Annotated in this window: 28 protein-coding genes and 1 pseudogene; 14 read left to right on the forward strand and 15 right to left on the reverse strand. The window is 68.3% G+C overall.

Features of this window, described 5'->3' with window-relative positions; genetic code table 11:
- Positions 1–22: 22 nt before the first annotated feature.
- The 7 genes from PIB44_RS10190 to PIB44_RS10220 all read left to right on the forward strand — a co-directional run bounded on the left by PIB44_RS10190 (position 23) and on the right by PIB44_RS10220 (position 5086).
- Positions 23–301, forward strand: coding sequence for a hypothetical protein (locus tag PIB44_RS10190; RefSeq protein WP_269220983.1), 279 nt, complete (start codon positions 23–25; stop codon positions 299–301).
- Positions 298–738: a Spy/CpxP family protein refolding chaperone gene (locus PIB44_RS10195; protein WP_183204306.1), complete on the forward strand. Its 441-nt coding sequence runs from the start codon at positions 298–300 to the stop codon at positions 736–738. The genes PIB44_RS10190 and PIB44_RS10195 overlap by 4 nt, the downstream gene beginning before the upstream one ends.
- Before the next feature lie 9 nt (positions 739–747).
- Positions 748–1317 (forward strand): RNA polymerase sigma factor, encoded by a 570-nt coding sequence (locus tag PIB44_RS10200; RefSeq protein WP_228184639.1) that lies wholly within the window; start codon positions 748–750, stop codon positions 1315–1317.
- A 128-nt stretch (positions 1318–1445) separates the two neighbouring features.
- Positions 1446–3257: a copper resistance system multicopper oxidase gene (locus PIB44_RS10205; protein ID WP_228184638.1), complete on the forward strand. Its 1812-nt coding sequence runs from the start codon at positions 1446–1448 to the stop codon at positions 3255–3257.
- On the forward strand, positions 3254–4447 hold the full coding sequence (locus tag PIB44_RS10210) for a copper resistance protein B (RefSeq protein ID WP_228184637.1): 1194 nt from the start codon (positions 3254–3256) through the stop codon (positions 4445–4447). The genes PIB44_RS10205 and PIB44_RS10210 overlap by 4 nt, the downstream gene beginning before the upstream one ends.
- Positions 4448–4464: 17 nt before the next feature.
- Complete coding sequence (locus tag PIB44_RS10215; protein ID WP_278069300.1) at positions 4465–4851, forward strand: copper resistance CopC family protein; 387 nt, start codon at positions 4465–4467, stop codon at positions 4849–4851.
- Between the two features lie 10 nt (positions 4852–4861).
- Complete coding sequence (locus PIB44_RS10220) at positions 4862–5086, forward strand: ammonium transporter family protein (protein ID WP_278069301.1); 225 nt, start codon at positions 4862–4864, stop codon at positions 5084–5086.
- Positions 5087–5138: 52 nt separating this feature from the next.
- Here the strand turns inward: PIB44_RS10220 and PIB44_RS10225 are convergent, their stop codons facing one another.
- Genes PIB44_RS10225 through PIB44_RS10235 form a run of 3 tightly spaced genes read right to left on the reverse strand, consistent with a single transcriptional unit; the run spans position 5139 to position 6135 of the window.
- Entirely contained in the window at positions 5139–5498 is a 360-nt protein-coding gene (locus tag PIB44_RS10225; protein ID WP_228184634.1) for a bleomycin resistance protein, read from the reverse strand.
- 35 nt (positions 5499–5533) lie between these two features.
- On the reverse strand, positions 5534–5752 hold the full coding sequence (locus PIB44_RS10230) for a GDCCVxC domain-containing (seleno)protein (RefSeq protein WP_114818253.1): 219 nt from the start codon (positions 5750–5752) through the stop codon (positions 5534–5536).
- Positions 5749–6135 carry an MFS transporter permease gene (locus PIB44_RS10235; protein WP_114818252.1) on the reverse strand — a complete coding sequence of 129 codons (387 nt, stop codon included), beginning with the start codon at positions 6133–6135 and terminating at the stop codon, positions 5749–5751. The genes PIB44_RS10230 and PIB44_RS10235 overlap by 4 nt, the downstream gene beginning before the upstream one ends.
- 62 nt (positions 6136–6197) lie before the next feature.
- Between PIB44_RS10235 and PIB44_RS10240 the strand changes: the two genes are divergently transcribed.
- A complete protein-coding gene (locus PIB44_RS10240) occupies positions 6198–6602 on the forward strand; it encodes a MerR family transcriptional regulator (RefSeq protein ID WP_040349355.1) in 405 nt (134 codons plus the stop codon).
- A gap of 40 nt (positions 6603–6642) precedes the next feature.
- Here PIB44_RS10240 and PIB44_RS10245 read toward each other — a convergent pair whose 3' ends face one another.
- Positions 6643–7041, reverse strand: coding sequence for a four-helix bundle copper-binding protein (locus PIB44_RS10245; protein WP_008261099.1), 399 nt, complete (start codon positions 7039–7041; stop codon positions 6643–6645).
- A 947-nt stretch (positions 7042–7988) separates the two neighbouring features.
- On the opposite strand from PIB44_RS10245, the gene PIB44_RS10250 reads away from it, so the two are divergent.
- Entirely contained in the window at positions 7989–8417 is a 429-nt protein-coding gene (locus PIB44_RS10250) for a DUF411 domain-containing protein (RefSeq protein ID WP_008263799.1), read from the forward strand.
- Positions 8418–8436: 19 nt separating this feature from the next.
- On the opposite strand, the gene PIB44_RS10255 is transcribed toward PIB44_RS10250, so the two are convergent.
- A complete protein-coding gene (locus tag PIB44_RS10255; RefSeq protein WP_278069305.1) occupies positions 8437–10596 on the reverse strand; it encodes a heavy metal translocating P-type ATPase in 2160 nt (719 codons plus the stop codon).
- Positions 10597–10732: 136 nt separating this feature from the next.
- Here PIB44_RS10255 and PIB44_RS10260 point away from each other — a divergent pair, with 136 nt between their 5' ends.
- A complete protein-coding gene (locus tag PIB44_RS10260) occupies positions 10733–11290 on the forward strand; it encodes a Fur family transcriptional regulator (protein WP_114818270.1) in 558 nt (185 codons plus the stop codon).
- Between the two features lie 243 nt (positions 11291–11533).
- Here the strand turns inward: PIB44_RS10260 and PIB44_RS10265 are convergent.
- From PIB44_RS10265 to PIB44_RS10305, 9 genes and pseudogenes are all read right to left on the reverse strand, one after another.
- Positions 11534–12508: pseudogene (locus PIB44_RS10265) on the reverse strand (acyltransferase family protein); the annotation flags it as partial.
- A complete protein-coding gene (locus PIB44_RS10270; RefSeq protein ID WP_112863181.1) occupies positions 12509–12931 on the reverse strand; it encodes a hypothetical protein in 423 nt (140 codons plus the stop codon).
- 3 nt (positions 12932–12934) lie between these two features.
- On the reverse strand, positions 12935–13378 hold the full coding sequence (gene copM / locus PIB44_RS10275) for a CopM family metallochaperone (protein WP_114818249.1): 444 nt from the start codon (positions 13376–13378) through the stop codon (positions 12935–12937).
- Complete coding sequence (locus PIB44_RS10280) at positions 13375–15441, reverse strand: heavy metal translocating P-type ATPase (protein ID WP_278069307.1); 2067 nt, start codon at positions 15439–15441, stop codon at positions 13375–13377. The genes copM and PIB44_RS10280 overlap by 4 nt, the downstream gene beginning before the upstream one ends.
- A gap of 150 nt (positions 15442–15591) precedes the next feature.
- Positions 15592–16281: a methyltransferase family protein gene (locus PIB44_RS10285; RefSeq protein ID WP_278069308.1), complete on the reverse strand. Its 690-nt coding sequence runs from the start codon at positions 16279–16281 to the stop codon at positions 15592–15594.
- Positions 16278–16880: a cation efflux transmembrane domain-containing protein gene (locus PIB44_RS10290; protein WP_040349350.1), complete on the reverse strand. Its 603-nt coding sequence runs from the start codon at positions 16878–16880 to the stop codon at positions 16278–16280. The genes PIB44_RS10285 and PIB44_RS10290 overlap by 4 nt, the downstream gene beginning before the upstream one ends.
- A complete protein-coding gene (locus tag PIB44_RS10295) occupies positions 16877–20098 on the reverse strand; it encodes an efflux RND transporter permease subunit (RefSeq protein WP_114818248.1) in 3222 nt (1073 codons plus the stop codon). Before PIB44_RS10295 ends, PIB44_RS10290 begins: the two co-directional genes overlap by 4 nt.
- 11 nt (positions 20099–20109) lie before the next feature.
- Complete coding sequence (locus PIB44_RS10300) at positions 20110–21318, reverse strand: efflux RND transporter periplasmic adaptor subunit (RefSeq protein ID WP_278069310.1); 1209 nt, start codon at positions 21316–21318, stop codon at positions 20110–20112.
- A complete protein-coding gene (locus tag PIB44_RS10305) occupies positions 21318–22571 on the reverse strand; it encodes a TolC family protein (protein ID WP_040349348.1) in 1254 nt (417 codons plus the stop codon). Before PIB44_RS10305 ends, PIB44_RS10300 begins: the two co-directional genes overlap by 1 nt.
- A 141-nt stretch (positions 22572–22712) precedes the next feature.
- Here PIB44_RS10305 and PIB44_RS10310 point away from each other — a divergent pair, with 141 nt between their 5' ends.
- The gene (locus PIB44_RS10310; protein WP_162790673.1) at positions 22713–23048 is read left to right on the forward strand and encodes a hypothetical protein; all 336 of its coding nucleotides are present in this window, start codon (positions 22713–22715) and stop codon (positions 23046–23048) included.
- Positions 23049–23271: 223 nt separating this feature from the next.
- On the opposite strand, the gene PIB44_RS10315 is transcribed toward PIB44_RS10310, so the two are convergent.
- A complete protein-coding gene (locus PIB44_RS10315; RefSeq protein ID WP_050771603.1) occupies positions 23272–23778 on the reverse strand; it encodes a hypothetical protein in 507 nt (168 codons plus the stop codon).
- A gap of 180 nt (positions 23779–23958) precedes the next feature.
- On the opposite strand from PIB44_RS10315, the gene lspA reads away from it, so the two are divergent.
- The 3 genes from lspA (at position 23959) to PIB44_RS10330 (ending at position 25504) form a co-directional block, all read left to right on the forward strand.
- Positions 23959–24483, forward strand: coding sequence for a signal peptidase II (lspA, locus tag PIB44_RS10320; protein ID WP_008258720.1), 525 nt, complete (start codon positions 23959–23961; stop codon positions 24481–24483).
- Positions 24484–24772: 289 nt separating this feature from the next.
- Positions 24773–25021: a hypothetical protein gene (locus PIB44_RS10325; protein ID WP_008262009.1), complete on the forward strand. Its 249-nt coding sequence runs from the start codon at positions 24773–24775 to the stop codon at positions 25019–25021.
- A 48-nt stretch (positions 25022–25069) separates the two neighbouring features.
- Positions 25070–25504 carry a MerR family transcriptional regulator gene (locus PIB44_RS10330; RefSeq protein WP_040349346.1) on the forward strand — a complete coding sequence of 145 codons (435 nt, stop codon included), beginning with the start codon at positions 25070–25072 and terminating at the stop codon, positions 25502–25504.
- Positions 25505–25524: the final 20 nt, after the last annotated feature.

A 25524-nucleotide genomic window follows, 5' to 3' on the forward strand; every position in this document is an offset into this window, starting at 1 on the left:
TGGGGCGTGACGCAGGTGCTCAATGACCGACGACATGAATGAACTGATCGCAGCGGTCGGGCCGGGCGACGCCGGCCGGCTGGTCGGAATGGAAGACGCGGTCTGGGTGCGGATCGGCGAACGCAAGGAGCGCGCCCGCATGGGTCAGGTCCGGGTCGCGGCCGTTGCATTCGCGCTGGTGATCGGCGTTGCGAACGGAGGGCTGATGCTCATGGCTCCGCGGCCGGAGCCGTCCGAGATGCGGATTTTCACCGTCTCGGCGGGCTTGTCGCCTCTCTCCGGCCTGGACGTTCGGGGATGAGGGCCGCCTGGAAGTCGATCGTTATCACGGCCATCCTGGCCGCGCTGGCCAGCGGCGCGGCGACCTGGGCGAGCGCGACCTGGGTCATGCGGGAGCGGCAGCCGCCAAGCCTGCACAGCGTCGTCCATGAGAAACTCGACCTGAGCCCTGAGCAGGATCGACGGCTCGATGTGGTCGAAGCCCGGTTCGCCGCTCAGCGGCCGGCGCTCGAAGCGGAAGTGCGCGCGGCCAATCGCGAACTGGCGGCCGCCATCGCCGCCAGTGACGGCGACACGCCCCAGGTCCAGGCCGCGGTCGATCATTTCCACGCCGCCATGGGCGATCTGCAGAAGGCGACAATCACCCATGTGTTCGAGATGCGATCCGTCCTGACCCCGGCGCAGGCCGAGGTGTTCGACGCCGCGGTCGTCGAGGCCCTGCACGACGACGCCGGCTAAGCGGCGCGCGTGTGTGCCGAGCAGAGCATCGAGGCCCGTGCGGCGACCGGAGACCGGGCCGCCTTCACCGCCTTGATGGCCGCCACAAAGGCCGATCTCTACCGGTTCGTGCGCCGCTATGTCGGCGACGAGTCCGAAGCGCATGACGTGCTTCAGGAAAGCTATGCGTCCGCCTGGCTCGCCCTGCTGCGGTATGATCCGGCGCGGCCGTTCGACGTCTGGCTTCGCTCCATCGCCCTCAACAAATGTCGAGACTGGGGCCGGCGGCGCGCGGTCCGCCGGGTCGTGCGCGGCGTCATGGGCCTGGAGGCGCCCGAGGCGGCGGCGGTGGGCGACGATGCGCCGTCACCCGAGACACGGCTGGACGATCAGCGCAGGGCCGAAGCTCTGCAACGCGCCTTGCGGGACCTTCCCGACGCCCTGAAGGGGCCGCTTCTGCTCGCCACGCTCGAGGGACGGTCTCACGCCGAGATCGCCTCGATCCTCGGTATTACGCCCAAGGCGGTCGAGACCCGCGTCGCCCGCGCCCGCAAGACCTTGACGGCGGCTTTGGCCCAAGCTTCCGGCGGAAACGCTTGACCTTGCCCTGATGGGAAGATGCACAAGCTGCAATCCCGACGTCTGCGGCAACCTGACGCGAGGGATACGCCGCCCGGCCGCGTATCTGAACGAACGGCTGAATAGCCCGACCAAGGAATTTCTCGCCTATGTCCACGCCCCGCCTCGATCGCCGAACGCTTCTCCGTGGCGCAGCCGCCGGCGGCGGGCTGCTGGGCCTGCAGGGTCTGCTCCCCGCCTGGGCGCAAACCGGATCGGCGGGACTGCGGGCGGATCTTCCGACGCTCACGGGACCGAACATCGACCTGACCGTCGGACACACGCCCTTCACCGTGGGCGGCCGCACCGGCCATGCGGTGACCATCAACGGCGTTCTGCCGGCGCCGCTGCTACGCCTTAGAGAAGGCCAGAACGTCCGGCTAGCGGTGACCAATACGCTGGACGAGGACACCTCAATCCACTGGCACGGCCTGCTCGTCCCGTTCCAGATGGATGGCGTGCCCGGCATCAGCTTCCCCGGCATCCGGGCGCGTGAGACCTTCGTCTACGAGTTTCCGATCAAGCAGTCGGGCACCTTCTGGTATCACAGTCACTCTGGCCTACAGGAGGCGATGGGTCACTACGGCCCAATCGTGATCGACCCGGCGGGCGCCGATCCGGTCGCCTACGACCGCGAGCATGTGCTGGTCCTGTCGGACTGGAGTTTCATGCATCCGCACGAAATCCTGGCCAAGCTGAAGAAGAGCCCGGGTTACTTCAACCAGCAGCGCACCACGCTGGCGGGGCTCATGGACGGCAGCGACCGCATGAGCCTGGAGGAACGGCGCATGTGGGGCCAGATGCGGATGGACCCGCGCGACATCCTCGACGTCAGCGGGTCGACCTACACCTATCTGATCAACGGCCATGGACCGCAGGAGAACTGGACCGGCCTGTTCCGGCCCGGCGAGCGGGTGCGGCTGCGCATCATCAACGCGTCGGCCATGTCCATCTTCAACGTTCGCATCCCGGGCTTGCCGATGACCGTGGTGCAGGCCGACGGCGAGAACGTGCGCCCGGTCGAGACGGACGAGTTCCAGATTTCGGTCGCCGAGACCTACGACGTCATCGTCCAGCCGACCGAGGACCGCGCCTACACCATCGTCTCCGAAGCCATCGACCGGTCCGGCATGGGCCGGGCGACCCTGGCGCCGCGCCTGGGCATGACCGCCGAGGTCCCTCCCCTGCGAGAGGTCCCGAACCTCACCATGCGCGACATGGGCATGGGCGGAATGGATCACGGCGCGATGGGCGACATGTCCGGTATGGACCATGACGCGATGTCCGGCATGGACCACGCCGCTCCGACCCAGAACGCGCCCGCAGCCGGCGAGATGGCCGGGATGTCCATGTCGGGCATGAACATGCGCGATCCCGAGAACGCTCCGCCCGACATGGCGGTGGGCGTCGGCGTCGATGCGATCGCCATGGACCCCGCCAACCGTCTGGGTGAGCGTCCGATCGGTCTCACGACCGTCGATCATCGCGTCCTCGTCTACACCGACCTGGTGTCGCTCCAGCCGAACAAGGACCCGCGCCCCCCGTCTCGGACGATGGAGATCCACCTGACCGGCAACATGGAGCGGTTCATGTGGGGCTTCGACGGCCGAAAGTTCAGCGAACTGGTCGAACCGATCCGCTTCGAGCGCAACGAGCGGGTGCGGGTGACCCTGGTCAACGACACCATGATGGCCCACCCGATCCATCTGCATGGTCATTTCTTTGAACTGGTGACCGGCGGACCGGCCGGGCACCAGCCCCTCAAGCACACGGTCAACGTCGCGCCCGGCGGCAAGGTGACCTTCGATCTGACCGCCGACGCGCCCGGTGATTGGGCCTTCCACTGCCACATGCTGATGCACATGCACGCCGGCATGTTCAATGTTGTGACGGTGCGGCCCATGGACGGAGCTGCGTCATGAACCGCCTCGCCGTCGCCCTCGCCCCGCTGGTGCTCGCCGCCAGCGCCTTCAGCGCCCAGGCCCAGGACCCTCACGCGGGCCACACGATGCCGGCGACCGCGGCGCCGACACGCCCCGCGCCAGCACCGCGGCCCACGCCACAGGCGCCGGCCCGACCGGCGCAGGATCCGCACGCCGGTCACGTCATGCCGCCCGCGCAGACGCCGCCCGCCGCGGATCCGCATGCAGGCCACCAGATGCCGGCGCAGCCCGCGCCCGTAGACCCGCACGCGGGACACCAGATGCCGGCGGCGACGCCCGGCCAGGCTGATCCGCACGCGGGCCACGACATGTCGGCCATGTCGCCCGCGCAGACCGACCCTCACGCCGGGCATGACATGTCGACCATGAGCATGGGGCCGCCCGATGTGGCGACCAGCGCCGACAATCCCGGCCGTCCTCCGGAGGACCCGCTCCCGGCCGCCGCCCTGGCCGGCCCTGCCCACGCCGCCGATCTCGTCTTCGGCGCCGAGGCCATGGCCGCCTCTCGCCGGACCCTGATTCACGAAAACGGCGACGTCCGCACCACGGCCGTCATTCTCGATCGCCTCGAAGCCGGCTTCGGCGACGACGGCGAGACCTACCTCTGGGACGTCCAGGGCTGGACGGGCGGCGACATCAATCGCTTCTGGTGGAAGTCCGAGGGCGAAGGCGACTTCGGCGGCGAGCTCGAGGAGGCTGAAGTCCAGGCGCTCTACAGCCGCGCGGTCACGCCCTTCTGGGACGTTCAGGCCGGCGTGCGTCAGGACTTCCGGCCCGACGGCGAGGACACCACGCATCTGGTCCTCGGCCTGCAGGGCCTGGCGCCCCATTGGTGGGAAGTCGACGCCGCCGCCTTCCTGTCGACCGACGGCGACCTGACCGCCCGCGTCGAGGCCGAATACGACCAGCGCATCACCCAGCGCCTGATCCTTCAGCCCCGCCTCGAAATCGACGCTTCAGCCAGCGACATTCCGGAACTGGAGATCGGTTCGGGCCTGTCCTCGATCGAGGCGGGCCTGCGACTGCGCTACGAATTCCGCAAGGAGTTCGCCCCCTATGTCGGCATCGAGTGGAGCCGCGCGTTCGGCGATACCGCCGACTACATCGAGGCCCGAGGCGGCGAGACCGACGACACCCGCTTCGTCGTCGGCCTCAAGGCCTGGTTCTAACCGAAGGAGACCACCCCATGATGATCCGCACTCTCGTTGTCACCGCCGCCCTCGCGTTCGCTGGCGCCGCCGCCGCCCAGGACCCGCATGCGGGTCACGCTATGCCGGCCCAGGCCGCTGTGCCCCAATCTGGCATCACGACCGTCCCTGCGAATGGCGCGATGACCCAGGGGTCGCCCGAGCGGTTCAGCGTCACCTTCCCCCACGCCATGGTCCTCAAGACCGTCGCCCTCTCCGCCGAGGGGCAGGCTCCGGTCGACGTCACTGTCCCCGCCGCACCGGCCGCCGCCACCGTCGGCGTGGCTCTTCCGCGCCTCGCGCCGGGCACCTACACTGCCGCCTGGACCGCCGAAGGCCCGGACGGTCACAAGATGTCCGGCTCCGTCAGCTTCATGATTCACTAGGAGAACGACGATGAAGGTTTCCACCCTGCTGGCCGCCGCCGGCGCGATCGTGACCCTGAGCGCCGGCGCGGCCCTCGCCGCCGAGGGCTGCGAGTGCTGCAAGGACATGGCCGCGGACGCCGCGATGACGTGCTGCGACGAGATGAAGACCGAGCCCGCCCCGGCCGAACCGGCGCCGCCCGCCCCGGTGCCGTCGGATGCGCCCGCGCCTCAGGGCCACGCCGACCACAACTGATCGTCGCATCGATGGTTTCCGGCGGTTTCCCGTGGGGGAGCCGCCGGACGCCTCAGTTCTGAATCAGGCGGATCAAGTTTCCGTCCGGGTCGATGAGCGCGCCGATCCGCAGTCCCGACTCCTCAAGCTTCGGCGCGTGCAGGCGGGGGTGGCCCCAGCAGGTTTCCGGCAATCCTGAAACGACGCACCCTGCGTAAAACCCGTCCAGGTCGTCCAGCCGCAGGCAGCAGCCGAAGTTGCTGGTCAGCGGATCCACCTCCGGATGCGGGAAGAACTCCAGCGTCAAACCGCCTCTTTTCAGGATCATCCAGCCTTTGTCGCGCCAGTCCTGGTCGAAGCCCAGTCGAGTGTAGAACTGGGACGTAACTTCGAAATCCCGCGACGGTAGGTTGGGCGTGGCGTGGTCGGTCACGGCGAACTCCGGGAATGCAGCAATGCCGCCGTAGCCTAGCCGCAACACCCCTTGCCATCTACCTGGATCGGCGGACACGGCACGTCGGCATAGGAGCAGAACACGCAGCAGTCGCCGGGTAGGGGCTTCAGCTTCATGCCGCAGCCGAGACAATCGTAAAACCAGATGCAGGCGTCGGTGGGCATGGTCTCCGTCGCAACATGACCGCAATCCGGGCAGGTCAGCGTCGAATCCAGAACGATGGCCGGGGTCATCGCATGGCCGCCAGTCGCGGCATGACCCACGGCTCGATGTACGGCTGCCAGGCCATGGAAAGGACGATCAGCAGACTGGCGATCACCAGCAGCCAGAAGGCGAGCCGCGAAGGGTGGCGGCAGGCCCCGTCTTTCCGACACATCCGCAGGCGACGCCAATGCAGCAGCCAGCCCGCGGCCAGGATGACGGCGGCCAGAAGCGTCAGCCAGTTCCGCGCACCCGCGATGACCGCGGCGCCGGCGAAGGATACGCCCGCCACGGACAGAGCCAGAGGCAACACACAGCACGCGGCCCAGGCGAACACCGAGGCGACACCGCCGAGGGCGGCCGAGGCGCTGACGGCGACCTCGGGCATGCGGGGCCGGTCGTAATCGATGGCCATGGGACCTCCCGTTCGATTTCTGCTACAGGCTACAACCCGTAGCCGCTACAGGATCAAGAGCCATGTCCGCACGAAGTTTGACGATCGGGCGCCTCGCTGACAGCGCCGGGGTGAACCTGGAAACGGTGCGCTACTACGAACGTATCGGGTTGATGCCCGCGCCGGCCCGGACCGAGGGCGGCCACCGCAGCTACGAGCCGGAACACGCCCAGCGCCTGCGCTTCATCCGCCGGTCGCGCGAACTGGGCTTCGGCATCGACGCCATTCGGCGCCTGATCGCGCTGAGCGAGCCGGGCGTTCAGGCGTGCTGCGAAGTCCGCGACATGGCCCAAGACCACATCGCCAGCGTGGACGCCAAGATCGAGGATCTGCAGAGGCTACGGAAAGTGCTGAGGCAGGCTGTGGCCGACTGCAGTGAAGGCGGGCGGGTTAGGTGCCCGGTGATTGATGAGCTGGGCTCGAGCTAGCGTCGAAGCTACGACCCTGTGCCGATGACAGCGGTCAGCCTCAGTGCCGTGAAGGCCTGATCGACGCGGCCGCCTCGCGGCAAGCATCTTCGCAACGCCGGCATTCTTCGGCGCAGATACGGCAATGCTCGTGCATCTCGGCGTGCTTCTCGCACTCGATGGCGCAGTCGGCGCAAGCCTCGGCGCAGGTCTCGAGCATGCGCTTTATCAAGGCCTCGTTGCTGCCGGCGCGCCGCACGGCGAGCCCGGCCGTAGCCAGACAGACATCGGCGCAGTCGAGATCGAGCCGGATGCACTGGGTCAGGTCCCTGACCATCTCCTCGGCCAGGCAGGCGTCAGCGCAGATGCGGCATACGGCGGCGCAGCCGTAGCCCGCTTCGATCGCGCGAATGAGGCTGTCGTTCACGCTGCCGCGTACGTCGGGGTGGGTGCTGATCATTGGTTGGATTTGCATCGGAGGCTCCCTCGGGTGATCTGGATCCAACCCCGGCGCCGGGAAGATGTTCCGAACGGCGACGCCTCCCGACCTCGTCAAACCCGTACTTCGCCGAGCCGAGATCATGTGGAAATGCGGTGGACCAGACATCAGGGGCCGGCCGGCGACCTCAAGCTCACATGCATTCGACCACGGATCACTGAACCGCTTGCGATTTGGATCTCCGCACTTGCCCGCGAGAATTCATCTACAATCGGCGGCGCAACCGAGATTGTGGGGTCGGCGGGCTCCGGAACAGAGAGGCGCTGGTCTTGAGCCAGGGACGTAATGCGTCGGCCCGGGCGCGCCGGGCCGGCCTCGTCCTCGCTGCCCTCGAGGGCCGAAGGCTCGTCTTCGCGAGCGGGCCCGCGCGAAAAGTCAGCCTGTTGGTCGCGCGCGCCGTGTTGCGCCTTATACGGCCGGGCGGAGGCCGTTGCCGCTCACATGCAGTTTTTGGCGCCTTCGGGGCCCCGCAAGCGTCTGCGGGCTAGCTCTCGACGCCACGTTAGCCGCAGCGGACGCTTCGCCTCCGGCTTCCGCCGGCTCCTCAATCCCGTCGCCCATGACCATTCCGCGGGGATCAGCGCTTGCGTGACCGGCCTCGTACGGTCGCGATACGTCAGCGAAGGCATGGTTGCGAGACCCCGGGCGCCTCAGGCGAACGGATTCGCTTGGCCGCGCCGGCCGAGCAGGGGGCTGTGTCCTGCCCGGGCGGGTGCGGGCCTTCTACCAGAGGTTCCGCTGCGATATGGGCGGGCTTAGCCGGCGCTCCACGCCTGGGCGACGTCAGGTCAGGGCGCGACAACTGCGCCCGTCGCCAAACCGGCCCGCGCCCGCCATGGTGGGATTTGGACTCCCAAGGAGCGCTCACTTTGGTTCAAACTCGCCCGCGCTTGTCCCGCCGGACCCTCGTGTTCGGCCTGCCCCTGGTCGCCGTGCCCGGCCCGGCCCTCGCCGCGCCCCCGAAACGGATGATCGCCTACAAGACGCCATGGTGCGGCTGCTGCGGCGGCTGGATCGCCCACATGCGCCAGGCGGGCTGGATCGTCGAGGTCGTCGAGCGCGAGGATCTCGCCCCGATCCGGGCCCGGCATGGCATTCCGGACCGCCTCGCCTCGTGCCACACAGCGGTGGTCGGCGCCTACGCCATCGAGGGCCATGTTCCGTCGAGCGATGTCGAGCGGCTGCTCGGCGAACGCCCCGCCGCCCGCGCACTAAGCGCGCCCGGCATGCCGGCGGGCTCGCCGGGCATGGAGGCCGCCGGGCGCGAACCCTATGCGACCGTCCTGATCCTCAACGACGGTTCGACCCGCGTGTTCGGTCGCCACAACGGGGCCTGAGAAGGCGCACCGCCGGCAGTCACGACGGTTGACGACGCGGCGTCCAGCGCAGCAGGCGCATGGCATTGGCGGTGACCAGGACCGTGGCTCCGGTGTCAGCGAGGATGGCGGGCCACAGGCCCGTCACCCCGATCACGGTGGTGACCAGGAACACCGCCTTCAAGCCCAAGGCGATGGTGATGTTTTGCCCGATATTGCCCATCACTCCGCGGGACAAGGCGATCATGTCGGGAATGTCCCTGACCCGGCCGTGCAGGACGGCGGCGTCCGCCGTCTCCAGGGCCACGTCGGTGCCGCCGCCCATGGCGATGCCGACATCCGCCTGGGCCAGGGCCGGGGCGTCGTTGATGCCGTCCCCGACCTTGGCGACCACCAGCCCCTCGGCCTGCAGCGCCTTGACGATGACTAGCTTGTCCTGCGGCAGCAGTTCGGCCCGGGGCTCGATGCCCAGGCCGGCGGCGACCGCCTCCGCCGTGCGGCGGTTGTCGCCCGTCAGCATGATGGTCCGGATGCCCCGCGCCTTCAGGTCGGCCAGACCCTGGACTGCGTCGGGCCGCGCCTCGTCGCGCATGGCGAGGAACCCGGCGACGCCATCCCCGACGACAAGGACGGAAACCGTCTTGCCCTCGGCGTTCAGGGCGGCGATGGCCGCGTCCTGGGCCGGCGTGATCGGGGCGCGTCGGGCCGCGGCCTGCGGCGAGCCGAGGAATATGCGTTCGCCGCCGACCTCGCCTTCCACGCCCTCCCCCGGAATGGCCTGGGTGGCCGAGGCCGGCGGCGCCGTGATCTTGTCCGCCTCAGCTCGGGCGAGGATGGCGAGGGCGAGCGGATGGCTCGATCCCGTTTCCAGCGCGGCCGCTAGGGTCAGCAGGGCGGAGGCATCCCGCGTTCCGGCGACGACGTCGGTGACGACGGGCTTGCCGGCGGTCAGGGTCCCCGTCTTGTCGAAGGCGATCGCCGTGATCTTGCCCAGGGTCTCCAGCACGGCCCCGCCCTTCATGAGCAGGCCGCGCCGGGCCCCCGCCGACAGGCCGGCGGCGATGGCGGCCGGCGTGGAGATGACGAGGGCGCAGGGGCAGCCGATCAGCAGCACGGCGAGGCCCTTGTAGACCCATTCGCTCCACGTCCCGCCGAACAGCAGCGGCGGCGTGACCGCGACGAGGGCGGCGAACACGAGCACGCCCGGCGTGTAGATTTTCGAGAAGCGGTCGATGAACCGTTCGGTCGGCGATTTCGATTCCTGCGCCTCCTCGACGAGACGCACCACCCGGGCGATGGTGTTGTCCGAGGCTGAGGCCGTCACGCGCACTCGCAGGACGCTGCCGCCGTTGATCGTGCCGGCGAACACAGGATCGCCCTCGACCTTGCGCTTGGGCACGCTCTCGCCCGTCACCGGGGCCTCGTCGAGGTCTCCCGCGCCCTCGATGATCTCGCCGTCCGCCGGAACGCGGTCTCCGGGCCGGACGAGGATGATCGCGCCCACCGCCACGGTCTCGGCGGCGACCTCCGTGGTCACGCCGTCCACCTCGACGAAGGCGGTCTTGGGCACGAGGGCGGCGAGCCCCTGGATGCTCTTGCGCGCGCGACCAGCCGCCACCCCTTCGAGCATCTCGCCGACGAGGAACAGCAAAACGACGGCGGCGGCCTCTTCCGCGGCCCCGATGAAGACGGCGCCGACGGCGGCGATGGTCATCAGCATTTCGATGGAGAAGGGCGTGCCGTGGCGCGCCGCCGAAAAAGCGCGCGACGCGATCGGAATGAGCCCCACGGCCAGGGCGGCGAGGAAGGCGTATCGTTCCAGGGAGGGGAACAGCGTGCCCAGTCCATAGGCGGACAATAGCGCCAGGCCGCAGAGCGCGGTGAGGCGGGCCTTGCCGGTCCACCACCACGGGGCGCCCCCGGCCCGGGCGGCCGCCGGAGGTGGGCCCGCCGCCGCAGCGACGGCTCCGGACGTCGGCGCGGCCGCTTCTCCGCTGTAGCCGAGGTTGCGCAGTTGCTGCAGGACCGCCTCGTCGGCGAGGTCTCCGCCATGCCGGATCTTGAGCACGCCGGTCTGCACCGCCACCGAGACGTCCTCGACGCCCGGCAGCCTGCGGATCGCCGTGTCGATCTTGCGGCCGCAGCTGGCGCAATCCATCCCGGTGACCCGGTATCGGCTTTCGAGAGTTTGCGCCGTCATGTCTGTTCCTTGTGATCTCTATAGGGCAAGGCTACCTCCTCCAGCGACTGTAGATGCAAGCTAAAAAATGAGCGCGCCGTTCGGTTGGAGTGGAGGGCGCCGTCCGACGAACCCCGGAGGCGAGGCCAGCCCCTTGATGACCTCGCCTTGTCCGCATGACCGGGAGACCGCGCCGCCGACGGCCGCACAGGTGGAACGCGCCCTGGACGCAGCCGCCGCCAGCGTCGCCGCCGCCGGGGACAAGCTGACGCGCCCCCGGCGCAGGGTGCTGGAGCTCCTGCTCGTCGCGGGCGCTCCGGCCAAGGCCTATGATCTCGTGGCGACGTATCACCGGGAGGCCCGCGTCGCGACGCCGGCGACCGTCTATCGGGCGCTGCAGTTCCTCGAGACCCGCGGTCTGGTTCATCGTCTTTCCAGCCTTAAGGCCTATGTGGCCTGCGATCCCGAACGCCTCGGTTCGCCTGCGGTTTTTCTTCTGTGCGACTGTTGCGGCTTCTGTCGCCAGATTCCTTCGTCCGGCATGGCGTCGCTGGGCGCGGCCGCGACAGCGGCGGGCTACGAGATCGAACGGATCACGCTCGAAGGCCAGGGTCTGTGTCCGGCCTGCCGCCCGCAGCGCCCCGGCGCGGCCCGGGATCCGGCCCCCCAGACAGAGCCGGGGGCGGCCGCGGGGGTCCGGGCCCACAAGCACTGAGCCGCGCCCCTGATCAAGCCCGGGGCGGGTCGATGGCGGCCTGGCCCGGGCGCCCGGCCGCGGCGACGCCGGGGCCCGCGGCCCATTCCATGGCCTGTTTGGTGGCGGCGGCCGACATTCGGGTCCCCCCCCCCGTCGGGACGGACTAAGCCAGGTCTGGACCGGTCGGTCGAAGCCGTAGCGAAACACGGCGGCGGCCACGAACGCCCCGACCAAGCCGATCGCCCACAGGACCCAGCGAACGCCGGACGACCACGCCTCCTGTCCAAGGGCGTCGAGCAGGCCGAACCAGACGATGCGGCTCACCTCATTCGTGAGGAACATCGAGAACGACATTAGGGCCAGATGCTCGATCAGCCGTGAAGGACTGCGCACCGGCACGGCGCCGGCGGCCCAGATGATCACGGTCATCAGGCCGAGCGACACCAGGCTGAAGGCGCCGAAGGCCTGCAGCCCCACGAGCGCGAAGGCGGCGGCGAGGCCGATCGCCCTGGCCCGGTGCGGCGCGACACAGACCCGCGAACCGTAGAAGGCCGCCGCGACTCCGAGCAGGAAGAGCGGCATGGCGCGGAGAATGCCGTGGCGCATCGGCAGGCGGTAGATCGGATCCCCGAGCCAGAGCGAGGCCGCGACATCGGCGACGACGACGAGGAGGGCCGCGCCGATCACGACAGCGATCGGCGGCCAGCGCCACAGGGCCCGGCAGATCCAGGGCAGCAGGAGGTAGCAGGCAATCAGGGCCGAGAGCGTCCAGGTCGGGGCGTTCCACCCCTGCCCGCCCGGCACGCCCCAGGCCTGGAGCAGCAGCACCTGGGCCGGCAGCTGCGACCAGTCGAACCAGCGCGGATTGCTGGGCGCGATCCCGGCCAGGGCGGCGCCGCCGACGAGCAGCACCAGGACGAGGCTGACCGCCAGGTGGGCCGGAATGACCCGCAGCAGGCGCTGGCGCGCATAGGCGCGCAGCGAGGCCTGTCCGGACGCGAGGCGATCACCGTAGATGCGGGCCAGGACATAGCCGGAGTCGATGATGAAGAAGTCGGTGAGCAGATAGCCGCGCTCGAAGACTGGATGCAGTTGTCCGAGAGGCACAGGCGCGGCCTCGCGGAAATGGTAGAGGATGATCAGCGCCCCTACGATAAAACGCAGCGCGTCCAGCCAGCCGCCGCGCGCGATCCGGACGGGGCGAGGCGATGGCTCGGTCAGCGCGGCTTCGGGCATTCAGTCAGCCTTCCGTGGCGCAGACTTGGCGGCGGCGCTGCGGTGCTCATGTGGACGCAGGACGATCTGGTCTCGCGAAGCGTAGAGGACGGCCGTTCCCAAAACCCAAACGACGACCAAGCCTCCGACGACCATCAGTCCGGGCCTATCGCGGGGTCCAAACACAAACGAGCAGCCGATCACGCCGCCCAGAATGGCCCCGTAACCAAAATGCAGCGGCACCTTGTGTGCGCCCAGTAGCAGAAGGGCCATGCAGAAGACCAGGCCTCCTGCGAACAGGCTGACCCCGATGGCGACGAGCGTATCGAGCACGGGCCGTGGCTTCAGCGGGCGCGCCTGGAGCCGCCGCCTACCTCGTTGGCGATAGCGGCCTTCCCGCCAACGAATGCTCCGGCCGCGCACGGTGAAGCGTTTGCCGGCCATGCGTCAGGGCCTTGCGTTGGGCGCGGGCGTGTCCTCATGGCGCGCAAGAAGGATTCTCATCCGGACAATTTCGGATTCCTGGGCCGCAATGATCTCATCGGCCAGATTACGCACGTCGCGGGCTTCGCCATGCTCGACGGCGACCTTGGCCATTGCGAGCGCACCCTCGTGGTGGGCGATCATTCCGCGCAGGAAGTCGATGTCGGCGTCGCCCGTGTAGTTGATGCTCATGGCCTGGTGCATCTTCGCGCTGGCCTCGCGATAGGCGCGAGTCGATGGGCTGTCCGTGGTCTCGCCAGCGTGGCTTGCCTCGGTGTCGCTCGGGCGAGAGTCAGCCGCCGACGGCGCCGCAGGGACCTCGCGGGTTTGCCGCGAGATCATCCCGAAGGCGAAGGCCGACAGGGCGAGAAAGACGGCGATGACGGAAATCCATCCGAAACGCTTCATGACGATGTCCTCGAGAGAGCCGGCGGGGCCACGGGGGCGGCCGGGATTGCACTGGGAAGGATGGGCGCCGTTCGGTCGCGGTAGCCGAGCAGGCGCAGAGCGTTGAACACCACCAGCAGGGTCGACCCCTCGTGGAGCGCCACGGCAGGGCCGATGCCAAGGCCGAGGATCGTCGCCGGCACAAGGAAGGCGACGATTCCGAGACTGACGTAGAGATTCTGGAGAATGATGCGCCGCGTCTGTCGGCTGAGACCGACGGTGAAGGGCAGCTGCGACAGGTCGTCGGACATCAAGGCGACGTCGGCGGTCTCAAGCGCAACATCGGAGCCAGCCGCGCCCATCGCGATACCGACGGTCGCCGTGGCCATGGCCGGGGCGTCGTTCACCCCGTCGCCGACCATGGCAATCTTGCCGTCAGCGCGAAGGCGTTTGATGGCGTCGACCTTGTCCTCGGGCATGAGGTCGCCCCAAGCCTCTGTCAGGCCGACCTGTCCGGCGATCGCCTGTGCGGCCTTCTGGTGATCGCCCGAGATCATGATCATTCGCCCGATGCCGAGGGCGCGAAGAGTGGTCAGCGTCGGCCGCGCTGCTGGGCGAGGCGTATCAAGAAGCCCAATGACACCGAGATCGCGCGTGCCGCGTCGCACCACCATCAGGGTTCGCCCCTGCAGTCGCAACTGAGCGACGACAGAGGTTGTTTCGTCGCCGAGCGGCGCTACGCCGTCGACGCCGAACATCTCCGGCTTCCCTATCCAGATCGTCTCGCCGTGCAGCTGGGCGGTCACGCCCTTGCCCGTCAGGCTCTTGAGGTCGATCGCGGCCGGGATGATCGTATCGCGCAAGCGTGCGCCACCGTCGCGCGCGATGGCCTCCGCCAACGGGTGGTCGCTGAGCCGTTCGACCGCCACAGCGACCGCCAGAAGATCGCCCTCCTTCGTCCCGCGCACCGTCATGACGTCGGTGATCCGCGGCCGTCCCTCGGTCAGGGTGCCGGTCTTGTCGAAGGCGATGGCGTTGAGCGAGCCGAGGTTCTCCAACGGCGCGCCGCCCTTGATCAGGACACCGGCGCGCGCCGCACGGGCGACGCCCGAGAGGACGGCGCTCGGGGTGGCGATGGCGAGCGCGCAAGGACTCGCGGCGACCAGCACGGCCATGGCGCGATAGAAGCTGTCGCGGAACGGCTCATCGACGACGACCCAGGCGAACAGCAGGACAAAGGCGAGCGCCAGCACCACAGGCACGAAGATGCGTTCGAACCTGTCCGTGAAGCGCTGGGTCGGCGACTTCTGCGTCTCGGCCTCACTCACCATCCGAACCACCTTGGCCAGGGTGGTGTCGCTCGATGTGCGGGTCGTCTCAATCTCGATGGCGCCTGAGCCATTGATGGTGCCCGCGAAGACGAGAGACGGCGATCCGACCTGGGCCGGTCTCGCCCGCGCCGCCTCGGGGTCCGCGACGGGCTGCTTGTCGACAGGCATGCTTTCGCCGGTCACGGGGGCTTGGTTGATGCTTGTGGTGCCGACCACGACAAAGCCATCAGCGGGCAGTCGTTCGTTTGGACGCACCACCACGGTGTCGCCGACGACCAAATCTTCGACAGGCAATTCGACGACCTGCCCGTCGCGTCGCACATGGGCTGTCCGGGGGGCAAGCTCGGCCAGGGCCTCGATCGCGCGTTTGGCGCGGCCCATGGCGTAGTGTTCGAGCGCGTGGCCGATGCTGAACAGAAACAGCAGGAGAGCGCCTTCGGCCCAGGCCCCGAGCGCCGCCGCACCTGCGGCTGCGACGAGCATCAAGGTATCGATCTCGAAGCGCTTCTGGCGGAGGTTCTCGAACGCTTCTCGCACCGTAAAAAAGCCGCCGAAGATGTAGGCGATCAGGAAGAGGGCGAGGGGAATCCAAGCGGGAAGGCCCGTTGCGAGTTTCTCGAGGGCGAATCCAAGGCCCAGAGCAAGGCCACTTGTCAGGGCGAAGATCAGCTCCGTATTGGAGCCTAGAACGCCACCGTGATCGTGCTCCTCGGACTTGGTGTGGAGATGGTCCGGCAGTGTTGTGCTGGTCATAAATAGGGTCCCGTTGCGGGTTGGGAATCGCGGCTGCTTGCGGCGACCGCCGCGATCGAGGGGGCGGGATAGCGACACGGGCGAAGGCGCGCCGGGCCAGCGGGTTCCAGCGCGATCCGCTCGCAGGTGGTCATCCCGGTTCTCCCGACCTCAGGGCACGGGCACGACGGCATTAAAGCCCCCGAGCCGCTGGAGCTGCTCAATCGCTTCGAAAAGCGGAAGCGCTAGGAGAAAGACGAAGCCGTCGCGCACCGTGCGGACGAAGAATACCGGCCGGATCATGATTTCCGCCTCGTCGCGCCATAGGGAGAGCTTGGGCAGGAACCGAGGGGTGCGCTCACGGTAAGCTTGGTAGTCGTGTCCAAAGGCGTCGGAGAGGAAGCGTTCTTCGCGGCCGACCACGATGCGAAACACCACCCAGCAGGCTAATCCGAAGACCAAACCGACGCTAAGGCTGCCGGACTGGGCGCCGATGCCAAACGCGCCGATGAAGCTGAAGACGTACAGCGGATTGCGGCTGACCGAATACGGTCCTGCGGATATGATCTCCTGTTTCTTCCGGCCACCGATGTAAAGGGAACACCAGGCCCGACCGATGATGCAAACCATGATGGCGATCAGGCCCAGATGCTCGACAGGATGTTCGAGCAAGGGCCAGGATGTGACGAGCGCCGCGCAGACGACAAGAAGCAGGCCCCCGACGAGAATGCCCGCCTTGCGCCATCGTTGAACGGATTGGATATCGACCGCTGATCGACAGGCGTCATCAGGGGGCGAGGAGCCGGACAAAGCGGGGCTTGCGGGCTTGGAGACGCTGTCGGAGGGCTCGAGCTCCATCATTGCCCCTCCCCCTCAGCCGGACGATCCTTAGCCGCATCGCGCAGGATATCCACGCCGCCCTTCAACGCGATGGCGGCCACGAGGACGCCGACGACGAGGTCCGGCCACGCCTGGCCGAGCCAGAGCACCAGGGCCCCGGCGACGAGGATTCCCCCGTTGGAGGCGAAGTCGTTAAAGCTGAACGTCTCGGCAGCCTTCATGTTGACGTCGCCGCTGTGCTGACGGCGGATCAACTGCAGGCAGATCAGGTTGATGATCGCTGCGACGACCGAGAGTCCCATCATGGTCGGGCCGATCGGTTCGGTCCCGATGAGGAATCGACGACCCGCGTCCAGAAGGACGCCAGCGCCGAAGATAAGGAGCATGACGCCCGAGAGGCGCGCCGCCCCCCGCTTCCACGAACCAGGCCGACCGATCGCGAGAAAGCTGATCAGATAGACAGCAGCGTCCGAGGCGTTGTCCACTGCATTGGCCAGCAGAGCGCTGGAATCGGCGGACAAGCCGCCGATCCCGAGCGCTAATGCCAGGCCCGCGTTGAGCGCGAGAACCGTCAGCAACGTGCGTCGCTGCTGACGGTCATCCTGAGTGCGAGCAATCAATCCTCAACCCCCTCGTCCTTGCGATGACGCACCGCCTTGGCCGCGAAGGTCGGCAGGACCAGCAGGGTCAGGGCCGTCGCGGTCAGAAGGCCGCCGATGACGACCGTCGCCAGAGGCTTCTGAACCTCGGCCCCCGCGCCGTGGGCGAGCGCCATCGGGATGAAGCCGACAATGGCGACCAAGGCTGTCGTCAACACCGCACGCAATCGGCTGGACGCCCCTTCGATCGCCGCGTCCCGGGGCGCGAGCCCCGCCTGCAATCGCTCGCGAATGGCCTGCATCAAAACAAGTCCGTTCAGGGTCGCCACACCCGAGACGGCGATGAAGCCAACGGCCGCAGACACCGAGAACGGCATCCCTCGCATGAGAAGCGCCAAGGCGCCGCCGATCAAGGCCAAGGGCACGCAGGCGAAGACCAGCCCAGCCTCGGAGAACGACCCCAGAGCCATAAACAGCAGCACACCGATCAGGACGAAGACGATCGGAATAACCAGGCCCAGCCGTTGTTCGGCCCGTTTGAGGTTCTCGAACTGACCGCCCCAGGTCAGGCGGACGCCCGGCGGGAGCTGGATTTGGTCCACCTTGGTTTGTGCGTCGGTGACGAAGCCGCCCAGATCCCGGCCGCGAACGTTGGCCTGGACCACCATCCGTCGGCTACCGTCGTTGCGGCTGATCTGGTTCGGCCCCTCGGCGCTTTGGATACGGGCTACCGAAGACAGCGGCACGGTTACGCCTGTCGAAGAGACGATCGGCAGGGCCGCGAGCGCCGCCGGATCGTTGCGCGCATCGTCCGGAAGACGGACGACGACGTCGAAGCGACGGTCGCCCTCGAAAATCCGGCCGGCCTCCGCGCCGCCGATGGCGGCCGAGACCGCTTCAGAAACGTCGGCTGCGGACAGGCCGTAGCTGGCCGCCGCGAACCGATCGACGCTGACCGTGAGCGTCGGCAAGCCCGACGCTTGTTCGACGCGAACGTCGGCGGAGCCGGTGGTCTGCCGCAGTACGCCGGCCACCTCATCAGCGACCCGCTGCATGGTGTCGAAGTCATCGCCGTAGACCATGACCGCGAGGTCGGTCCGGACCCCGGAAATGAGTTCGTTGAAGCGGAGCTCGATGGGTTGGCTGAACTCGAAATTATTCCCGATCTGTTGGTTGGCGAGCTCTTCGAACCGCTCGAGCAAGGCTTCCTTCTCGAGACCTGAATCCGGCCAGTCCATGCGGTCCTTCAGAACGATGACGCTGTCCGAAATGTTGGGCGGCATCGGGTCGACGGCCGCCTCGGCGGTGCCGGTCCTGGAGAACATGGTCTCGACTTCCGGCTGGGCGGTGATGACCCGTTCCAACGCCATCTGCATGGCGAGCGACTGTTCCAGCGACGCCGAGGGAACACGCAGCGCCTGCATGGCGATGTCGCCTTCGTCCAGGGTAGGGATGAACTCCCGCCCGAGGGACGAAAAGGCCAGACCACCGACGACGACCGCGCCGAGCGCCGAGATCAGGACGATCTTCGGACGATCGACGGCGGCGCGGATGGCCGGCTGGATCCAACGCCGCGCGTGGCGGAGCAGGAAGGTTTCGTGTTCGTGGGCGTGGCCGTGTTCGTCGGTCTCGACCTTCTTGGGATCCCGCACCAGCAGGGCCGTCATGGCCGGAACGAAGGTGAAGGAGAAGATGAAGGCCCCGACCAAGGCCAGCATCACCGTCGCCCCCATGGGGACGAAGGTCTTGCCCTCCACCCCCTCAAGCATCAGCAGGGGCGTGAAGACCAGCAGGATAATCAGCTGACCGAAGGCGGCCGGCTTGACCATCTTGCGAGCTGCGGCCACGGCGACATCGAGGCGTTCCCGACGGGTCAGGGCCCGTCCCAGATCGATCCGCCGCTGCGATAGCATCAGCAGGGTGCTTTCGACGACGATGACCGCCCCATCGACCAGAAGGCCGAAGTCCAGCGCGCCCAAGCTCATCAGGTTTCCACTGATGCCAAACCTATTCATGCCGATGACGGCGAACAGGAAGCTGATCGGGATCATCAGGGCCGTGATGCTGGCCGCACGAATGTTTCCGAGCAGCAGGAACAGCACGACGATGACCAGAAGGGCGCCCTCGGTGAGGTTGCGGGCCACGGTCGAGATGGTCGAGTTGACTAGGGCGCTACGGTCAAGGACCGTCACCGCCTCGATCCCTGCGGGCAGAGTCTTGCGAACCTCATCGAGTCGCTCCCCGGCCGCCTGGGCCACGGTGCGGCTGTTGCCGCCCGCGATCATCAGCGCCGTTCCGAGCACGGCCTCGTGGCCGTCACGGCTGGCGCCGCCCAGGCGCGGAGCCTGGCCGATCTCGACCGTGGCGACATCGGCGACCCGCACGATCAGGCCGTTCCGGTTGACGACCGGCGCCTGAGCCAGATCTTCCACGGTGGAGGCCAAGGCGTCGGTGCGGACCGTCAGAGCTTCGCCAGCGCGCTGGATATAGCCTGCGCCGGCCTGAGTGTTGGCGCGATCGAGGGCCTGGATAAGGTCGCCCATGCCCAGGCCGTAGGCGGAAAGGCGCGCCGCGTCCGGACGGACCGCATACTCCTTCACATAGCCGCCGACGGTGTCGACGCCGGCGAGACCGGGGGCGGTCCGCATTTGCGGCGCGACGATCCAGTCCTGCACGGTGCGCAGATAGGTGGCGCGCTGCTGCGGGGTCGAAAGCAGATCGCCTTCGGGCGTCAGATAGGCTCCGCCCGCCTGCCAGCCCGGCTCGCCAGGCTTGGCGAGGTTCTGACTGTTGAATGGCTTGTAGTCGATCGTCCACATCAGCACTTCACCGAGGCCCGTGGTGATCGGGGCCATGGTCGGCTCCACCCCGTCAGGCATGGCCTCCCGGGCGCCCGCGAGCCGTTCGGCGACCTGCTGGCGCGCGAAATAGATGTCGGTCTGGTCGGTAAAGATGACCGTGACCTGGCTGAAGCCGTTTCGGCTGAGGGATCGGGTCGTGGTCAGGCCGGGAATGCCGGCCATGGCGGTTTCAATCGGGTAGGTGACCTGTCGTTCGATCTGTTCAGGCGCGAGCGCCGGAGCGACCGTGGTCACCTGGACCTGGCGATTGGTGATATCCGGCACGGCGTCGATGGGAAGCCGTGTCAGCTCGAGGAGTCCGTAGGCCGCGACAAGCGCCGTGGCGAGAACCACGAACCATCGGAATTTGACCGAGAGTTCGATGATGAATTTGAACATGCGGTGCGCCCCTAGTGACCGTGCTCGGCCTCGCCCTTGGCGAGCTCGGCTTTGAGGAGGAAGGCGTTCGTGCCGGCGACCCGTTCAGCCCCGGTGAGGCCACGCAGGATTTCAGTCCGCCCCCCGGCCTGACGACCGGCGAGCACCGGACGGGCCTGGAAGCCGTTCGGGACCTGAACGAAGACGACGGTGTTGCCGTCGACGGTCTGGACGGACTCGGTCGGCACGGTGAGACCGCCGGTCGTCTCGCCCGTCACGATCGCCCCCGTGACGGCGGAACCGGCCGGCGGGAGGACAGAGCCCGTCGGCCGGGCCCGAATGACCGTGGCGCCGCTTTCGCCGCCCGCGCCTGCGGCAACGCCGGTGACGATGGCGTCGAAGTCGCCGCTGGGGCTGCTGACCCGCAGAGGCGCCCCGGCCCTTACATTGGCGGCCAAAGCAGGCGGCGCGTTGAAGACGAGCTCAACCCTGGCCGGGTTGGTGACCTCGGCGACAACGCCGCCAGGGGCGACGAAGCCGCCCGGTCCGACCTGGACGCTGGTCACGACTCCGGTGATGGGGCTGGTGACGCTGAGGCGGCCCGAAGCGTTGGGCGAGCCCGCCGCGCTGGACCGCGCGCGAGCCGCGCGGGCGCCGGCTTCGGCGCTGAGCAGTTGCGCGCGGGACGCCTCGACCTCCTGTCGGGCGACAACGCCCTGGTCCGCCAGATTGCGGTTGCGTTGATAAGCCTGGCGCGCCACTTCAGTTTCGGCGGCCGCCGCGTCTGCGTCCGCGCGGAACGTCGCCGCTTCACCGCTGACGACGCTCGCCAGGGGCTGACCGATCCGGACCGACTGGCCCGGAGCTACGAGAACCCGCTCGACCCGCCCGCCGACGGACGCCGCCACAGCGGCGCGCGCGTCGACCATGGGCTCGACCCGCCCGGAGAGCCGGGTTTCGGCGCCCCCTCCCCGACCGACGCCGACCACGATCAGGTTGGCGGCCTGGGCCTGGGCCGCGCTCAGAGCGACGAAGCCTTCCGGCGCTTCGGCCTCGCGTTCGTGGCCGGCTTCGCCCTCGGCGTGGGCGCCCTCTTCTTCAGCGTGACCCGCCTCACCCTCGGCGGCGGCTGGAGCGGCGTCCGGCCCGCGCGTGAGCAGGAACAGCCCGCCTCCGCCAAGCAGAACGACGGCGGCGGCGCCGCCGATCAGCAACGTCTTGTTGGATGTGCGCTTGCGCATCATTGGGCTCCTTGGAAGGGGGCGCGGCCGTCCTGGCGCGCAAGTTCAATCTCGGCCTGGACGCGTGCAAGGCGCGCATCGACGGCCGAAGTTCGGGCAGAGATCAGGGCTGCACGGGTGACCCGCAGCTCGAGTTGGGAGATGCGCCCCGCTTCGGATCCGATCCGCGACAGACGGTAGGCCTCCTCGGCAGACGCCACCCCCGCATCGGCGGCGGAGACCCGGCTCACGGAGGCGGCGAGGCGCGCCCGCGCCGCGGCGCGATCGGCCTGGGCCTCCTGGCGGGCGCCCAGGAGCCGCGCATCCGCAGCCCGGAAGTCGGCCTGCGCCGCGTCGATGTTCCCGCGGTTGCGGTCGAACAGGGGCAGCGGCATGCTGACGCCGAACGTCAGCGCCGTCGCGTCCTCCATCTCGTAGCGACGGACACCAACGCTGGCGTTGATGTCCGGGCGCGAGCGGATCCGCTCCACATCGATCCTGCGTTCGGCGGCCGCGCGCTGAGCCTCGGCGACGCGAACGGCCGGCGCCTCCGCCGGGGGAGCGAAGGTCGCGGCAGGTGCGAGGTCCAGCAGGCTGGTGTCGATCGTCGTGACCGGAGCCGCCAGCATGGCGACTGCGGTCAGCCGCGCGAAGGCCGCGTCGCGCTCCGCGACGGCTTCATCGCGAGAGGCACGCGCCGCAGCCGCTTCGCTTTCCCCCTGGATGCCGCGCAGCAGCGGCTCACGGCCTTCCTCGACAAGAACAAGGGCGGCCCTCGCATCGGCGATGGTCAGGGTGAGGCTTTCCTCCGCGAGAGCAGCCCGCCTTTGGGCGGCTTCCGCATCGGCATAGACCTGAGCGAGCCTTCCGGCGGCGTCGATGATGGCGAGATCCCGCTGCAGCGCCGCGGTTCCGGCTTCCGCGCGGGCGACATTGACCCGCGCGGTCCGACGTCCCCACAGCTCGAGGTCCTGGCTGATCGACAAGGTGGTTTCGGCATTGGCGTAGCCCGAGAAGGGCCCCGTGCCGAAAGCGTTCTCGGCGTCGAGAGCGATCGTCGGATTAGGCCTCGCACGGGCCTGGCGGACACGTGCTTCGGCGGCGTCCGACAGGGCGCCGGCTTCAAGGGTGGCCGGGGTTTGACCCAGCTGGGCGAGCAGCTCGGCGAAGGACGGCGCGGGGTCAGCCCAAGCGGGACTGGCCAGCACGGCCGCGAATGCGGCCAACGCGCAGCCGACCGCGAAACGCGGCGGCCTGCGGTATGAGGGAGGCATGATTCATCTTCCAGAAATTTGACACGAGTTCGCGCGCACGGCGGCGCAGACGTCCGGTCAGACTCTGGGAGGGCGCTTCAGGCCGTCGGGAGAGATCGACGACGGAAAATCACTCGAGGGGAAGGCGTGAACAGGCCGCGCGTGGATCTGCATCGCGATGTGGTCGGCGACATCCGCACGGGCAGTTCCGTTGTGGTGGCAGTGGCCGTGGGTGCAGACTCCGTGCCCAGCGCCAGGGTCGACCTGGTCGCCATCGCCCGCATCTTCAACGACCATGGCGTGAGCCGATGCCGTCTCCGGGACGCAGGTCGCGGCGTCAGCGATCGGGGCGACGAAAAACACGGCGGAGACCAGGGTCACCGCCAGTATCAGTCTTGCCCATGTCGCAATTGGCCACGCCATCGCGTGGTGGATACTTTCATTCGGGCGATCAAGCAATCTGTTACAGTGTTCGGGGGCTGCGACTGTTTCGAGTGACCACCAATCCGCGGTGAGGGAGAGGGAAAGTCGACATGCAAGGCCGAGAGTGGCGCGTCGTCGGCCATCTCGACCTATTCAGCAACGTCGAGCGATCTTTAAGCGAGCGCACGCTGATCGCGTCCGATTCTTTCGCTGCGTCTGCAGGTGGATCGAGATTGCAGAATGCGCAATCTTCACCCGAGTAGCGCTCCCGCTATCAGGTCGGGCCATCGTGAACCGGTCAGCCAGACCGCTCCGCCGGTCGCCGCGACGCCAGGCTCTGGGTAAGGTCGTTGCGCGCGCATAGCCAGAGCGAGCGGACGTTGGCGTCGCCTGCGCAGTGGCTTACCAGCAGTAAGCCGGCCAGGGCGTTGGCGAAGAAGCCCAGAGGGCCCAGTCCGGTGATGCCACGGGACGGCGCCCCGGAGGTGGCTCGCGAGATCGCGTAGCTGAGGAATAACAGCACCAACGCAACGAGGCTGGCGCCTTGGCCATTGGCCGCCCCGGACTGCACGGCGACCGAACGTCCGATCACGGCCAGGCTGATGCCGTAGGTGGCGCGTCGGCCAGGAAGTTGAGCACATTGGCGCCCAGGGGGCGCCGAGCCTTGCAGGGACACGCCGCTGGCTATGGCCATAAAGGCGGCGCAGTTGACGGCGATCACCGCGATCATGATGCGCCGGTAGGCGGGGTGGCGCTGTCGAACCTGGAGGCCACGCCGCAACTGCAGCCGGGCGAGGAAGTGCACAGGACGAGAGGGGGTTCAGTCATCGGATTACCCTTTCGCGAGAAGCATGCATCTCCCAATGGCTAGACGATCATGCCGAGAATGCATGGCTTCCATGAAAGAAACGCCTGTCAGATAAAACCAGCTTGATCCTCTAGTAACTAGAGGGCCCAAAATCAGTTGAAATCCATTGGAGGCTTCATGATCACCATGCACCCGACGCGACGCGTTCCCGGCCGCCTGCAGACGATCGCCTTCGCGCTCGCGGCGCTGATCGCCGTCGTGGATCAGGCCGCCAAGGCCGCGGCGCGCGCTCAGCTGGACGCTCCGATCAACCTCACGCCGTTTCTCGCGCTGCGTCTCGGGTTCAACCCCGGCGTCACCTTCGGCCTGTTCGCCGGCTCAGGCGCCGTCGGCCGCTGGGCGCTGAGCGCCGTGGCCTCCCTGATCATCGGCGCCCTGCTGGCGTGGATCTGGCGCACGCGCAGCGCCGTGACGGCGGCCGCCGCAGGCCTCATCGCCGGTGGAGCGATCGGGAACCTCGTCGACCGGCTACGCTTTGGCGCGGTCACCGATTTTATCGATCTTCATTGGGGGGCGGCGCACTGGCCGACCTTCAACCTCGCCGATGCGGCCATTGTCTGCGGCGTCGCGCTGCTCCTCCTCACCGTCCGGGGCTCGGACAGCCGCGCGGCGTCCTCGACCCTGGGACGGGCGGCGCGATGAGGCTTCCCGCCGAACAGAGGGCGATCGCCGTCCGCTCGGCGCCGGCGATTCTCATCACCGCCTCAGCGGCGGCCTCCGCCTGGCTGCGGCTTTCCCCGCCCCTTCTCGGCGCGGCGCGCGACATGGCGACGGCCGATAGGCTGGCCTATGCCCTGCAGGCGAATCTCCCGGTCTTCCTGTGGCTCGCGGGGTGTTTGAGGGTGGTGGCCAGCATCCGGTTCCGGTCCGACGCCGACCGGCCGGGTCCGCCGATGCGGCGCCCGGCGCCAGGCTCGCCCTACCCGCCGCCGTGCTACAGAACTCGCTTGAACAGACCGTTCTGGCGGTGAGCGCCCACCTGGTGCTCGCCACCGTGCTGCGCGGCGAGGAGATGATCCTGCTGCCGGTGTTGGTCCCTCTTTATCTGGTTGGTCGGGGTTTCTTCGCCCTGGGTTACGCGCAGGGCGCGGCGGCCCCGGCCTTCGGCATGGCGCTCACCGGCGCCTCCACGATTGCCGCCTTCGGCATCGCCGTCGTCCTGATGGGGCTGGGCCGATGATCCCTCCCCGCCCCAGATGCCTTTCACCCGCCGTTACGAGCTGACGCGATGCCCCTCCCCTCTCCCGCCTCGTCCGGGTTGCGCCCCATCGGCAAACTGGCCGCCGCCACGGGCGTCAAGGTTCCGACCATCCGCTTCTATGAAGAAATCGGCTTGCTTCCGCCGCCGCCGCGCACCGCCAGCGACCGGCGCATGTATGACGACGCGGCGGAGCGCCGCCTGTCATTCATCCGGCATGCCCGCCAGCTGGGCTTCGATCTGGATTCGATCCGCTCCTTGCTTGATCTGTCGGATCACCCCGATCGACCCTGCGCCGAGGCCAGCACCCTGGCCGAACGTCATCTCGCCGATGTGAAACAGAAGATCGCCCGGCTCCGCGCCCTCCAGCGCGAACTGTCGCGGATGACGACGGAATGCGCCGGGGGCCGGGTCTCCGCCTGCAAGGTGATCGAGGCGTTGCACGATCCATCCGCGCCGCTTTGACCCTGTGGAAGATCCGGAAG

The sequence above is a fragment of the Brevundimonas sanguinis genome (genome assembly GCF_029636725.1).
GTDB classification, from domain to species: Bacteria; Pseudomonadota; Alphaproteobacteria; order Caulobacterales; family Caulobacteraceae; genus Brevundimonas; species Brevundimonas sanguinis.

Coding starts and splice junctions, on each gene's coding strand:
- PIB44_RS10190 (WP_269220983.1), top strand. CDS start 23: ATGACCGACGACATGAATGAACTGATCGCAGCGGTCGGGCCGGGCGAC.
- PIB44_RS10195 (WP_183204306.1), top strand. CDS start 298: ATGAGGGCCGCCTGGAAGTCGATCGTTATCACGGCCATCCTGGCCGCG.
- PIB44_RS10205 (WP_228184638.1), top strand. CDS start 1,446: ATGTCCACGCCCCGCCTCGATCGCCGAACGCTTCTCCGTGGCGCAGCC.
- PIB44_RS10210 (WP_228184637.1), top strand. CDS start 3,254: ATGAACCGCCTCGCCGTCGCCCTCGCCCCGCTGGTGCTCGCCGCCAGC.
- PIB44_RS10215 (WP_278069300.1), top strand. CDS start 4,465: ATGATGATCCGCACTCTCGTTGTCACCGCCGCCCTCGCGTTCGCTGGC.
- PIB44_RS10220 (WP_278069301.1), top strand. CDS start 4,862: ATGAAGGTTTCCACCCTGCTGGCCGCCGCCGGCGCGATCGTGACCCTG.
- PIB44_RS10230 (WP_114818253.1), bottom strand. CDS start 5,752: ATGACCCCGGCCATCGTTCTGGATTCGACGCTGACCTGCCCGGATTGC.
- PIB44_RS10235 (WP_114818252.1), bottom strand. CDS start 6,135: ATGGCCATCGATTACGACCGGCCCCGCATGCCCGAGGTCGCCGTCAGC.
- PIB44_RS10240 (WP_040349355.1), top strand. CDS start 6,198: ATGTCCGCACGAAGTTTGACGATCGGGCGCCTCGCTGACAGCGCCGGG.
- PIB44_RS10245 (WP_008261099.1), bottom strand. CDS start 7,041: ATGATCAGCACCCACCCCGACGTACGCGGCAGCGTGAACGACAGCCTC.
- PIB44_RS10255 (WP_278069305.1), bottom strand. CDS start 10,596: ATGACGGCGCAAACTCTCGAAAGCCGATACCGGGTCACCGGGATGGAT.
- PIB44_RS10260 (WP_114818270.1), top strand. CDS start 10,733: ATGACCTCGCCTTGTCCGCATGACCGGGAGACCGCGCCGCCGACGGCC.
- PIB44_RS10270 (WP_112863181.1), bottom strand. CDS start 12,931: ATGGCCGGCAAACGCTTCACCGTGCGCGGCCGGAGCATTCGTTGGCGG.
- copM (WP_114818249.1), bottom strand. CDS start 13,378: ATGAAGCGTTTCGGATGGATTTCCGTCATCGCCGTCTTTCTCGCCCTG.
- PIB44_RS10280 (WP_278069307.1), bottom strand. CDS start 15,441: ATGACCAGCACAACACTGCCGGACCATCTCCACACCAAGTCCGAGGAG.
- PIB44_RS10285 (WP_278069308.1), bottom strand. CDS start 16,281: ATGATGGAGCTCGAGCCCTCCGACAGCGTCTCCAAGCCCGCAAGCCCC.
- PIB44_RS10295 (WP_114818248.1), bottom strand. CDS start 20,098: ATGTTCAAATTCATCATCGAACTCTCGGTCAAATTCCGATGGTTCGTG.
- PIB44_RS10300 (WP_278069310.1), bottom strand. CDS start 21,318: ATGCGCAAGCGCACATCCAACAAGACGTTGCTGATCGGCGGCGCCGCC.
- PIB44_RS10305 (WP_040349348.1), bottom strand. CDS start 22,571: ATGCCTCCCTCATACCGCAGGCCGCCGCGTTTCGCGGTCGGCTGCGCG.
- lspA (WP_008258720.1), top strand. CDS start 23,959: ATGATCACCATGCACCCGACGCGACGCGTTCCCGGCCGCCTGCAGACG.
- PIB44_RS10330 (WP_040349346.1), top strand. CDS start 25,070: ATGCCCCTCCCCTCTCCCGCCTCGTCCGGGTTGCGCCCCATCGGCAAA.